Here is a 14,649-nt window from a genome sequence, read left to right on the forward strand (position 1 = left end):
AAGCAATAAATCACATAGGGTTACTTTAATAATGTCCATTTTATATTTTAATTATGAAAAATATTTTACTGCAAAAAAATATTTCATTTCTTTTTTTTAATATTATTTTAAAAAAAGGTTTCTTTTTAATATTGTATTTTGTTCTTTTTATCTTATCTATAAATAGGACATATGCTCAGACTCCAGGTTTAATTTATCAAAAATCCACAGGTGCAGGAGTTTTGGTTTTAGATCCAAATGGTGATGGATATACATCTGCATCAACAAGTGGTTTCGTTACTGATGATCAGTTGGAAAGTGAGATTCCTTATTCTTCTTTGGTTTTTCCAATGGTCGAGCCTAATAGTGACCTTAGTGCAGGGCCAAGTTGTAGTTTTACAGACTTTGTTGATCAAGGAGATCAGGATCCTGCTCAATCGTATCTGGATGCCAATGGCAACTGGCTTTTTAGGTTGAGAATGGGTGGTTCATCTCCTAATTCGAAAAGTTATAGTATTTTAATAGATACTGATGGTAAATTTGGAGGATCCGGACCGAATGCAGACCCTCAATATTCAAGTTCAAATCCGGGTTTTGAAATAGAAATTGTGCTGGCCACAAATTTTGGTGTTTACGTATATGATGTAAATAATAATAATTGTACTCCTGTTCTTTCATATGCAGGAACGACAAATTATCAAAAATCTGTAGCACTTACCACTAGGTGTGGTAATCCGGATTATTTTTATGATTTCTTTGTAAAAATGAGTGACTTGACCACTACATTTGCTAGTCGCCCAACGAATCCTACAACAATCAATTCCTCTACAGCAATGCGAATGGCTATTGTTGATAATATGGGGGCTCAAAAATCAACAATATGTAATCCGGCTTCTGCTTCAGATATTGCAGGTGTTGACAGTAGTTGTGGATCCCTTGAAAGCTGTTTAAACGTTATTGTTGATAATTATACTCCATGTGCTCCTGGGCAAGTGTGTCCTGATCGTTCCGTTTGTCCGACTATTAATGGGCCTATTGGTAATGGTGTTACATCTGTTAGTGTTACCACTACGGAAGCTGTTGGAACAATAATTAGAGTATACAGTGGAGTAACTTTAATAGGTACTTCAGTTGCAACTACTACCAGTCCGCAAACTTTGAATGTAACGGTATCGGCTGTTTCTAGTGGAAATGTTATAGGAGCAACTGCTCAGGCACCAGGTGAAGGGGCTTCGATAAGTAATTGTGATTTAGAAACTGTAGCATCATGTACGGGCAGTATAAATTCCCCAACTTTTACTCAGGTTAGGACAGGTGATAAAGAGATAGAATTTAAAACAGATGGTCCTGCGGGTACTATTATTAGTTTATATTCACAAACTACAAATTTATTAGCAGTTGGTTCAGGAGGCGCTTTAACAAATAATCCATATACAGTTGCAACAGCTGATGCTAACTTACTTAGAACAATAGGTCAAAATGCAGGAAGCAATTCAATATCAAATGGGGGGTATTATTTGATAGCTACTTATAATGGATGTCAATCTGCTCCAACTTATTTCTGCCACAATTCTACAAACTCAGTTGTTCCGGTAATTACGACAACTCCAATTTCTACGTCAACACTGTCTATTTCGGGTACAGGTATTACCGGATCGATAGTTTTTTTATATGCCAACGGAACTCAAATAGGATCAACTACCGTAAGTGCGGGTAATTGGTCTATTCCTGTTTCCGGGTTAATTGCTTGTCAAAGCATAACTGCTAAACAAGTTGAATCAGGAAAATGTATTTCTGCAGCCACGACGGGCATAATAGTTTCCGGAGGGGTTAGTTCAGCACCTGTTGTTACAGGTAATTATTGTGTCTCAACTACTGTAACTTCAGTGTCAGGGACTAGTTCGGAATCTAATGGAACTGTAATTCAGGTTTATAAAAATGGAATTGCACACGGTTCAACAACTACCGTTTCCGGAGGTGTATGGACGGCTTCAACAGGTATTAGTTTTGCTGTTGGAGATAAAATTACTGCAAGGGCTACAAATTCTACTACCTGTGAAACACAAAGTGTCGTTTCTAATGAAATAACTGTAAAAACCAATACAACCAATGCTGTAAGTATTTCTACTCCTGTAGTATATGAAGGAAGCACCTCTATTTCCGGAACAGGAACAAATGGAGATCTTATTCAACTTTATATAGATGATTCTTTAAGTACTTTTACAGCAGTAGTTGATGGTTCAGGTATATGGACAATTAGTGGTATTTCAAGTGATTTATATCTCAATGCAACTATTTATGTAACAGCAACTACAACTGGACGTTGTGAAGGAAATCCGTCAACAACAAAAATAGTTCAATGTGTAAATCCAATTCTCCAAACATATAGTGGTGGCAGTAAAAGTTATTGTTATGGACAAGCTGGATTTATAACTTTAAATTCATCAGAGTCAGGTGTAATTTATGAACTTGTTAATAACCTAGGGGTGAAAGTAGGTCCATCTGCTGCGGGAACAGGAGGTTCGATAAATCTATATACTTATGCATTAACGGCTAATTTGACAAATTTATTTGTAAAAGCATATAAAATATTAAATACAAGTTGTTCGATAACATCTTCTCTACAAATCAATTTTGACACTCAATTACCTTCTCCTGCTATTACTTTGGTAAGCCCAAATGTTTCAGTTTTACAAGGGGTTACAAATGCAGCATTTGCATATTCCAGTCCGACAAATTCACCAACAAATTATAGTATTGCTTTTTCAATAGCGGCAAAAAATCAAGGTTTTTTAGATGTTAATAGCACAGTACTACCTTCCAGTCCAATAAATGTCGCTGTTCCGGCAGCTGCAGCAGTTGGGTCTTATTCAGCAGTTTTAACAATAACAGGAGGATCATCCTGTTCAGGCACATATCCGATTTCAATAACTGTTTATTCTGCTTCTAGTCCACCAATAGTAAGTTCACAACCTTCAAGTGTTTCTATTTGTGCCGGAAGCAGTACTTCATTTAGTATTGGAGTTGCAAGTTCTGTTGCTCCAACCTATATATGGCAAATAAGTATAAATGGAGGATCTGTTTGGTCTACTATTTCGAATGGTGGTGTCTATTCAACTGCAACTACTGCAACATTGAATATTTCAAATGTGACTGGATTAAATGGATATTTATATAGAGCGATTGCTACAAATCCAAATGGTAGTGTTACATCAGTTGGTGCAACTTTAACAGTGTCAACAGCGCCAAGTGCAGGAACATTGTCTGGCGTGCAAGGCGTTTGTGCTGGTTTAACAACAACATTCAGTTCTACTGTTGCTGGTGGGATTTGGTCAAGTAGTGATACTGCAATAGCGACAGTTAACTTATCAACCGGAGTTGTTACAGGAGTAGCTTCAGGAACAGCAACCATTACTTATACAGTAGCAGGTACAGGAGGATGTCCTAATGAAACCAACACAAGAACAGTAACTGTGCCGGCAAATCCTGGTACATTAATCGGAAGTTGTACCGGAGTAAATAATTTGCAGTTCACCTTAAATCTTGATGGAACTACTATTGGGGCTAGCTATACTATGTCTGGAGCTACTCCTGCTACAGGTGTTTATGGAACTCCTACAATTTTTACTATAGCTTCTGGAGCAGATGGTACTAATAAGTCTGTAACAGTTACAGATGCTGCTACTTCTTTATGTACTTTGAATTTAACAGTAACAGGTTCTTCACCTTGTTTTTTTGATGTCGATAATGATACAATTGAAGATACAGTAGATTTAGACAATGATAATGATGGAATTCTGGATACGGTTGAATGTAGTACATCTGGAATAGCTAATAATATAGGTCTTGATGGCTTGACTTATTTAACTGGAACAGGTACTGCAAACAATATCAAAGTTGGTGATTATCTGTTAAAAACAAATGCTGTAAATTATTTAGGGACTATGTATGATGTAGTCGTTAAAATAGAAACAGGAAATATTCCAACTGGGGTTTTGGAAATTGTTAATGCATTACCAACGGGTTCCTTGCAATTGTTAGGAGCAAAACCAAATGAAAACCCTTATATTACTTATTCGATAAAAATAGTTCAATCGGGATCCGCTACTGTTGGAAATCCAAATGGAACATTAGCAAATATCAAAAAGTTGTGGGTTACAGCTACTGATATTGATGGAAATGGAGGTACTAATAATTTTGGGGATGTTGGAGGGTATGCAAATTCACTTGGAGCTGAATCAGTAATATTAGGTACTAACATAAATAATGCAGGTTTTCTTTCAGGAGGACCATCAGGGTTTAACAACTATAGACCTAATACTATACCAGCACCAAATGTTGTAGAAACAGATTTGTCATATGGATTTCAGATGTTGTTTAATACGTTTAGTTCGGGCCAATTTGTGTTTGGAATAACAGGTACACAAACTACTACAGTTAATAGAAAACAAGTTTTATATCTACGTTCTGAATATACCTGTGATATAGATGGTGACGGAATTCCAAATCAATTGGATTTAGATTCGGATGGAGATAATTGTTCAGATGCTAATGAATATTATAATTCTAGTACTGCAGATGGTGGAGATGATGGTGTCTATGGCACTGGAGTTCCTGTAGTAAATGGAACTGGTCAAGTAACTACTGCATCTTATACAGGAACTTATACAAATGCAGCAACCACTGGAAGTTTGAGCAGTGTGACTAATCCATCAAACCAAACTGCAACTGTTGGTGGAGCAGCTACTTTTTCAGTAACAGCTTCAGGAGGTGCAGGAACTACTACTTATCAATGGCAGAGAAGTACAAATGGAGGTGGTAGCTGGACAAATATAGCTGGTGAAACCACATCTTCTTTAAGCTTAACGGGAATAACTTGTTCGATGAATGGATATCAATATAGAATTATTGTAACAGAAAGTAATTATGTTTGCGGTAATGTGGTTTCAAACGCTGCAACATTAACAGTTCAAAATCCAACAACATACAATGTTACTGGAGGGGGAGTCTATTGTTCTGGAGGTTCAGGGGTTGCAGTTGGATTAAGTAATTCTCAAAGTGGAGTAAATTATCAATTACAAAAAGATGGTGTTAATGACGGTAGTGTAGTTGCCGGTAATGGCAGTGCAATCAGTTTTGGAAATAAAACTGCAGTAGGTACTTATACTGTTATAGCAACTAATACAACTACAACATGTAGTTCTAATATGACTGGAAGTGTTTCCGTAACAATTACAGCCCAGCCCAATGCCGGAACCAACGGCACTTTAACGATCTGCTCTGGAAGCACTGTTACATCCGCCCAGTTGTTTGCCCAGTTAGGAGGAACGCCAGCGGCAGGCGGAGCCTGGTCACCAGCACTGGCGGGAGCCGGAACGTACACTTATACGGTTGCTGCCACGGCACCTTGTACTGCTGATGCTACGGCAACGGTAGTGGTAAGCGCACAGGCACAGCCCAATGCCGGAACCAACGGCACTTTAACGATCTGCTCTGGAAGCACTGTTACATCCGCCCAGTTGTTTGCCCAGTTAGGAGGAACGCCAGCGGCAGGCGGAGCCTGGTCACCAGCACTGGCGGGAGCCGGAACGTACACTTATACGGTTGCTGCCACGGCACCTTGTACTGCTGATGCTACGGCAACGGTAGTGGTAAGCGCACAGGCACAGCCCAATGCCGGAACCAGCGGCACTTTAACGATCTGCCCTGGAAGCACTGTTACATCCGCCCAGTTGTTTGCCCAGTTAGGGGGAACGCCAGCGGCAGGCGGAGCCTGGTCACCAGCACTGGCGGGAGCCGGAACGTACACTTATACGGTTGCTGCCACGGCACCTTGTACTGCTGATGCTACGGCAACGGTAGTGGTAAGCGCACAGGCACAGCCCAATGCCGGAACCAGCGGCACTTTAACGATCTGCTCTGGAAGCACTGTTACATCCGCCCAGTTGTTTGCCCAGTTAGGAGGAACGCCAGCGGCAGGCGGAGCCTGGTCACCAGCACTGGCGGGAGCCGGAACGTACACTTATACGGTTGCTGCCACGGCACCTTGTACTGCTGATGCTACGGCAACGGTAGTGGTAAGCGCACAGGCACAGCCCAATGCCGGAACCAGCGGCACTTTAACGATCTGCTCTGGAAGCACTGTTACATCCGCCCAGTTGTTTGCCCAGTTAGGAGGAACGCCAGCGGCAGGCGGAGCCTGGTCACCAGCACTGGCGGGAGCCGGAACGTACACTTATACGGTTGCTGCCACGGCACCTTGTACTGCTGATGCTACGGCAACGGTAGTGGTAAGCGCACAGGCACAGCCCAATGCCGGAACCAGCGGCACTTTAACGATCTGCCCTGGAAGCACTGTTACATCCGCCCAGTTGTTTGCCCAGTTAGGAGGAACGCCAGCGGCAGGCGGAGCCTGGTCACCAGCACTGGCGGGAGCCGGAACGTACACTTATACGGTTGCTGCCACGGCACCTTGTACTGCTGATGCTACGGCAACGGTAGTGGTAAGCGCACAGGCACAGCCCAATGCCGGAACCAGCGGCACTTTAACGATCTGCTCTGGAAGCACTGTTACATCCGCCCAGTTGTTTGCCCAGTTAGGAGGAACGCCAGCGGCAGGCGGAGCCTGGTCACCAGCACTGGCGGGAGCCGGAACGTACACTTATACGGTTGCTGCCACGGCACCTTGTACTGCTGATGCTACGGCAACGGTAGTGGTAAGCGCACAGGCACAGCCCAATGCCGGAACCAGCGGCACTTTAACGATCTGCTCTGGAAGCACTGTTACATCCGCCCAGTTGTTTGCCCAGTTAGGAGGAACGCCAGCGGCAGGCGGAGCCTGGTCACCAGCACTGGCGGGAGCCGGAACGTACACTTATACGGTTGCTGCCACGGCACCTTGTACTGCTGATGCTACGGCAACGGTAGTGGTAAGCGCACAGGCACAGCCCAATGCCGGAACCAGCGGCACTTTAACGATCTGCTCTGGAAGCACTGTTACATCCGCCCAGTTGTTTGCCCAGTTAGGAGGAACGCCAGCGGCAGGCGGAGCCTGGTCACCAGCACTGGCGGGCGCCGGAACGTACACTTATACGGTTGCTGCCACGGCACCTTGTACTGCTGATGCTACGGCAACGGTAGTGGTAAGCGCACAGGCACAGCCCAATGCCGGAACCAACGGCACTTTGACGATCTGCTCTGGAAGCACTGTTACATCCGCCCAGTTGTTTGCCCAGTTAGGAGGAACGCCAGCGGCAGGCGGAGCCTGGTCACCAGCACTGGCGGGAGCCGGAACGTACACTTATACGGTTGCTGCCACGGCACCTTGTACTGCTGATGCTACGGCAACGGTAGTGGTAAGCGCACAGGCACAGCCCAATGCCGGAACCAGCGGCACTTTAACGATCTGCTCTGGAAGCACTGTTACATCCGCCCAGTTGTTTGCCCAGTTAGGAGGAACGCCAGCGGCAGGCGGAGCCTGGTCACCAGCACTGGCGGGCGCCGGAACGTACACTTATACGGTTGCTGCCACGGCACCTTGTACTGCTGATGCTACGGCAACGGTAGTGGTAAGCGCACAGGCACAGCCCAATGCCGGAACCAACGGCACTTTGACGATCTGCTCTGGAAGCACTGTTACATCCGCCCAGTTGTTTGCCCAGTTAGGAGGAACGCCAGCGGCAGGCGGAGCCTGGTCACCAGCACTGGCGGGCGCCGGAACGTACACTTATACGGTTGCTGCCACGGCACCTTGTACTGCTGATGCTACGGCAACGGTAGTGGTAAGCGCACAGGCACAGCCCAATGCCGGAACCAACGGCACTTTGACGATCTGCTCTGGAAGCACTGTTACATCCGCCCAGTTGTTTGCCCAGTTAGGGGGAACGCCAGCGGCAGGCGGAGCCTGGTCACCAGCACTGGCGGGCGCCGGAACGTACACTTATACGGTTGCTGCCACGGCACCTTGTACTGCTGATGCTACGGCAACGGTAGTGGTAAGCGCACAGGCACAGCCCAATGCCGGAACCAACGGCACTTTGACGATCTGCTCTGGAAGCACTGTTACATCCGCCCAGTTGTTTGCCCAGTTAGGAGGAACGCCAGCGGCAGGCGGAGCCTGGTCACCAGCACTGGCGGGCGCCGGAACGTACACTTATACGGTTGCTGCCACGGCACCTTGTACTGCTGATGCTACGGCAACGGTAGTGGTAAGCGCACAGGCACAGCCCAATGCCGGAACCAACGGCACTTTGACGATCTGCTCTGGAAGCACTGTTACATCCGCCCAGCTGTTCGCCCAGTTAGGGGGAACGCCAGCGGCAGGCGGAGCCTGGTCACCAGCACTGGCGGGCGCCGGAACGTACACTTATACGGTTGCTGCCACGGCACCTTGTACTGCTGATGCTACGGCAACGGTAGTGGTAAGCGCACAGGCACAGCCCAATGCCGGAACCAACGGCACTTTGACGATCTGCTCTGGAAGCACTGTTACATCCGCCCAGTTGTTTGCCCAGTTAGGGGGAACGCCAGCGGCAGGCGGAGCCTGGTCACCAGCACTGGCGGGCGCCGGAACGTACACTTATACGGTTGCTGCCACGGCACCTTGTACTGCTGATGCTACGGCAACGGTAGTGGTAAGCGCACAGGCACAGCCCAATGCCGGAACCAACGGCACTTTGACGATCTGCTCTGGAAGCACTGTTACATCCGCCCAGCTGTTCGCCCAGTTAGGGGGAACGCCAGCGGCAGGCGGAGCCTGGTCACCAGCACTGGCGGGCGCCGGAACGTACACTTATACGGTTGCTGCCACGGCACCTTGTACTGCTGATGCTACGGCAACGGTAGTGGTAAGCGCACAGGCACAGCCCAATGCCGGAACCAACGGCACTTTGACGATCTGCTCTGGAAGCACTGTTACATCCGCCCAGCTGTTCGCCCAGTTAGGGGGAACGCCAGCGGCAGGCGGAGCCTGGTCACCAGCACTGGCGGGCGCCGGAACGTACACTTATACGGTTGCTGCCACGGCACCTTGTACTGCTGATGCTACGGCAACGGTAGTGGTAAGCGCACAGGCACAGCCCAATGCCGGAACCAACGGCACTTTGACGATCTGCTCTGGAAGCACTGTTACATCCGCCCAGTTGTTCGCCCAGTTAGGGGGAACGCCAGCGGCAGGCGGAGCCTGGTCACCAGCACTGGCGGGCGCCGGAACGTACACTTATACGGTTGCTGCCACGGCACCTTGTACTGCTGATGCTACGGCAACGGTAGTGGTAAGCGCACAGGCACAGCCCAATGCCGGAACCAACGGCACTTTGACGATCTGCTCTGGAAGCACTGTTACATCCGCCCAGCTGTTCGCCCAGTTAGGGGGAACGCCAGCGGCAGGCGGAGCCTGGTCACCAGCACTGGCGGGCGCCGGAACGTACACTTATACGGTTGCTGCCACGGCACCTTGTACTGCTGATGCTACGGCAACGGTAGTGGTAAGCGCACAGGCACAGCCCAATGCCGGAACCAACGGCACTTTGACGATCTGCTCTGGAAGCACTGTTACATCCGCCCAGTTGTTTGCCCAGTTAGGGGGAACGCCAGCGGCAGGCGGAGCCTGGTCACCAGCACTGGCGGGCGCCGGAACGTACACTTATACGGTTGCTGCCACGGCACCTTGTACTGCTGATGCTACGGCAACGGTAGTGGTAAGCGCACAGGCACAGCCCAATGCCGGAACCAACGGCACTTTGACGATCTGCTCTGGAAGCACTGTTACATCCGCCCAGTTGTTTGCCCAGTTAGGGGGAACGCCAGCGGCAGGCGGAGCCTGGTCACCAGCACTGGCGGGCGCCGGAACGTACACTTATACGGTTGCTGCCACGGCACCTTGTACTGCTGATGCTACGGCAACGGTAGTGGTAACAGTAATTTCAAAACCAGCAGATGTAGTCACTACAGCAACTATCTGTTCAGGAGACAGCTATACTTGGTCAGCTAATGGAATAGTATACACGACCGATCAAGCAGGAACAAGAATCAATAATAATGGATGTACCGCAGATCAGGTGTTGAATTTGACAGTAGTCCCAAGACCTACTTTACCAAATACAACTGTAATCCAACCAACATGTATTTTATCTTCAGGTTCCATAACAATTACTCAACAAACGATAGGTGAAACTTATAGTTTTGATAATGGAGTTACTTTCCAAACGAGTAATGTTAAATCTAGCTTGGCAACAGGAAGTTATAATGTGATTATTAAAAGTGTTGACGGATGTGATTCTGCTGTTAATACAACAATTGTGGATGGTAAACCTAATTGTTCTCCTGTCGCGGTGGACGATACCTATACTGTTGCCGAAGAAGCAACGGTAATACTAAACCCACTGGCGCTGGACAGCGACCCTGACGGCGATACTTTGACCATTGTCTCTATCGGCGGTACCGCCCTGACCCCGGGCACTGCCCAGGTGATTGCGGTGAGCAACGGAACGGTGAATATCACGGCAGCAGGCGTGATCAGTTTCACGCCATCGGCGAATTTCAACTCCGCGACACCGCTGAGCATCCCTTATGTGATCAGCGACGGTACAGCGACGGCTACGGCCAATGAACTTATCACCGTGACAGCAGTAGATGATCCAATTGTGGCAATTAATGATGGTTTAATAACAGTCGATGGAATTAATGGTGCATTAGAATTTATTAATGTTTTAGATAATGATTCGTTATATGGATTACCGATAAATTCGTCAGATATGGTTATTTCATACCCAACGAGCCCTTATTTTGAATTTAACTCAGATGGAACAGTAAATGTAAAACCAAATACAGCTGGGGGTAATTATGCATTCACATATCAGGTGTGTGAGAAAGCAAATCCATCAAATTGTGGTTCGGCAACACTAAATGTTTTTGTAGAAGTGCCGGCAATAGCAATTATTAAAACGGCAACTTTTAATGATACTGATAATAGTGGTTTTGCAAATGCAGGAGAAACAATTACGTATAATTTCAAAGTAACAAACACAGGAAACGTTTCTTTATCAGGAATAATGATTACAGATCTTTTACCGGGAGTTGTAGTTTCAGGACAGCCAATTAGTTTGGCTGCAAACGAATCTGATGACCATACATTTAGTGCAGTATATACTATTTTGCAAAGTGATATTAATAATAAAAGTGTTACTAACCAGGCTATTGTAAAAGGTAGTAGCAGTGGAAAAGGAGTTGTTGTAGAGGATAAATCAGATAAGGAAAATAATCTTGAAGATAATCCAACAGTTACAGCTTTGGAAGGTTGTCTTATTAAAGTATTTAATGCAGTCTCTCCTAATGATGATGGAAATAATGATGAATTCTATATTCGGGGTATTGAATGTTATCCGGATAACACGGTAGAAATTTATAACCGTTGGGGTGTTTTAGTATTCGAAAAAGACCATTATGATAATATAAATAATGCTTTTAAAGGAAAGTCTGAAGGTCGTACAACAATTAAAAAATTAGAAGGATTACCTGTTGGGACTTACTTCTATATTTTGAAGTATAAGGATAGTGATGCTAAACAACATGAATCATCAGGTTATTTATATCTAAGCAATTAATAAAATAAATGGCTTGCTGTTTTTTATATGAGTAAGTCATTTAAATAAAAATAATTAAATGAAAAAGTTAGTTTTAGTTTTCATGTTTTTTTCTGCTATAGGTTTTGCGCAACAAGACTCGCAGTATACGCAATACATGTATAACACCATTACGGTTAATCCGGCATATGCAGGATCGCGGGGAATGTTGAGTATTTTTGGCTTGCATCGTTCACAATGGATTGGTTTAGAAGGTGCTCCAAGCACAAATGCATTTTCTGTTAATACGCCTTTAAATGGAAATCATTTAGGGTTAGGAATATCGATTGTAAATGATAAAATCGGGCCTATGGTTGAAAACACTTTCTCAGCAGATTTGTCATATACTGTTCCTACTTCCGAAACTTTTAAACTTTCTTTTGGAATCAAAGGAACTGCCAATTTGTTTAATATTGATATGGACAAATTGGATATAAAAGATCAGGGAGATAAACAATTTCAAAACTTAGACGGAAAATTTTCTCCAAATATTGGTGCGGGTATTTATTTACATTCGGATAAAGCCTATGTCGGTTTGTCTGTTCCTAATTTTATAGAGAGTGACCGGTACGATGATGATCAGGTCGCTATTTTTAAAGAAAAGATTAATTATTATTTTATTGCAGGATATGTTTTTGACATAAATCCGTCAATTCAGTTTAAGCCGGCATTATTGACTAAATTGGTACAAGGTGCACCATTACAAGTTGATGTTTCGGGTAATTTTATGTTTAACGAAAAATTTGTTTTAGGGTTGGGATATCGTTGGGATGCATCAGTAAGCGCAATGGCAGGATTTCAGGTTTCAGAAGGATTATATGTAGGATACGCCTATGATCACGAAACGACAAGACTTCAAAAATATAATTCAGGATCGCATGAGATTTTCCTGCGTTTTGAGTTGTTCAATAGTTACAGTAGAATTACTTCACCAAGATTCTTTTAATATCCGGATGTTATGAAAGTTAAAAAAACAGGTTTTACTGCTTTATTATCATTATTTGTTTTGACAGCCTTTGCTCAAAAAACAAGGATTGAGGATGCAGATAAAAAATATGATAAATATGCTTATATAGATGCTGTTGCTGTATATGAAAAAGTAGCAGAAAAGGGATATAAAGACGAAAAAATGTTTCAACGTCTTGGAAATGCTTATTATTTTAATGCAGAATTGACAAAAGCTGTAAAATGGTATGATCAACTTTTTGCTATGAATGCAGAACAGGAGCCGGAATATTTTTATAGATATGCACAATGTCTTAAAGCAAATGGCAACTATGAAAAGGCAGATAAAATATTGGAAGAATTCAATAGAAAAGTGAAAACTGATAAGCGTGGAATACTATTTGAAAGCAATAAAAATTATTTAGAAGAAATTAAAGCAAATTCAAATCGTTTCGAAATTGCTGATGCCGGGATAAATTCGGTTTTGTCAGATTACGGAAGTACGATTTTAAACGATAAAGTAGTTTTTGCCTCAGCCAGGGATACAGGAGGTGTTGCGAAAAAGACTTTCAAATGGACAAATAAATCTTTTACAAATTTATACAGTGCAGTTTTGATGCCGGACGGAAGCTTAGGAAAACCTGAACGCTTTCAAAAGAATATCAATTCAAAATTTAACGAATCGACACCTGTTTTTACCCATGATGGTAAAACAATGTATTTTACCCGAAATAATTTTTTGGATGGTAAAAGACGAAGCGATACAAAAAAAGTGACATTGCTTAAGCTTTACAAAGCGACTTTAGTTGACGAAAAATGGCAAAATATAATAGAGCTTCCTTTTAATAGTGATGAGTTTAGTGTAGCTCATCCGGCTTTAAGCACAGATGAAAAAACCCTATATTTTGCATCAGATATGCCGGGAGCTTTCGGACAGTCTGATTTGTTTAAAGTTAGTATAAATGAAGATGGTACTTTTGGAAAACCTGAAAATTTAGGTTCTGAAATAAATACCGAAGGAAGAGAAACTTTTCCTTATATATCAGGTGATAACGAGTTGTTTTTTGCCAGCGACGGGCGACCAGGCCTAGGGGGTCTGGATATATTTGTTTCAAAAATAAATTCTGATTTGAGTTTTGAGGAAGTTCAAAATGTTGGAGAACCAATAAATACAAAACAAGATGATTTTGCTTTTATAATTAACAGCGAAACCAGAAATGGCTTTTTCTCTTCGAATAGGGAAAACGGACATGGTTTTGATGATATTTACAAATTTAAAGAAATAAAAAAACTGATCTGCAAGCAAGAGTTAACAGGAATCGTTTCCGACTTAGGAACCGGTGAAATACTGGCAAATTCAAAAGTAGTTTTGTTTGACGAACACTTTAAATCGATAGCTGAAGTTCTGTCAGATTTAAAAGGAAATTATGTTTTTTCTGACGTTAATTGTGGAAAAAAATATTATGTAAGAGCTTCTAAAGTGGATTATGAAACTAAGGAAATTCCAATTACAGTTAATAAATCATCAGGAAATACTTCGTTGCCAATTCAATTAGAAAAAAGAATTAAACCAATTGCAGTTGGAACAGATTTGGCGAAAGTACTTGAAATTCCAATTATTTATTTTGATTTGGATAAGGCAACTATAAAAAAAGAATCTGCTTTTCAGTTAGAAAAAATAGTCGAAATATTAAATCAATATCCTGATCTTAAATTAGATATCCGCTCGCACACAGATAGCAGGCAAACTGCCAAGTACAATGAGATTTTATCAGATAAAAGAGCTAAATCTACAATAAAATGGTTAGTTGAAAAAGGAGTAAATCCAAGCAGGTTAACAGGAAAAGGCTATGGAGAAACCCAGCTTGTAAATCAATGCGCAGATGGTGTAAAATGCAGTGAGGAAGAGCATCAGCTAAACAGACGAAGCGAATTTATTATAACAAATATGTAAATTTAAATACATCTTAAAAAAGACTTTTCATATTCATGAAAAGTCTTTTTTTATTTAGTTTAATATATAAAAGCAGTAATATTGATAAAAAATGATTAAAAAATCATTCTTTTCTTCATGAGAAAATTTCAAAATTGTTAAATATGGTGT

General features: G+C 43.4%; 3 protein-coding genes. All 3 read left to right on the top strand.

The window, feature by feature from the left end; all coding sequences use genetic code 11:
• The first annotated feature begins 53 nt into the window (after positions 1 to 53).
• Genes ACEN92_RS17740 through ACEN92_RS17750 form a run of 3 tightly spaced genes read left to right on the top strand, consistent with a single transcriptional unit; the run spans position 54 to position 14,499 of the window.
• Entirely contained in the window at positions 54 to 11,582 is an 11,529-nt protein-coding gene (locus tag ACEN92_RS17740) for a T9SS type B sorting domain-containing protein (protein ID WP_495639661.1), read from the top strand.
• Between the two features lie 58 nt (positions 11,583 to 11,640).
• Positions 11,641 to 12,546 carry a PorP/SprF family type IX secretion system membrane protein gene (locus tag ACEN92_RS17745; protein WP_495639662.1) on the top strand — a complete coding sequence of 302 codons (906 nt, stop codon included), beginning with the start codon at positions 11,641 to 11,643 and terminating at the stop codon, positions 12,544 to 12,546.
• A 12-nt stretch (positions 12,547 to 12,558) separates the two neighbouring features.
• On the top strand, positions 12,559 to 14,499 hold the full coding sequence (locus ACEN92_RS17750; RefSeq protein ID WP_495639663.1) for an OmpA family protein: 1,941 nt from the start codon (positions 12,559 to 12,561) through the stop codon (positions 14,497 to 14,499).
• Positions 14,500 to 14,649 lie beyond the last annotated feature (150 nt).

The organism is Flavobacterium sp. Flavsp81, from assembly GCF_059491325.1.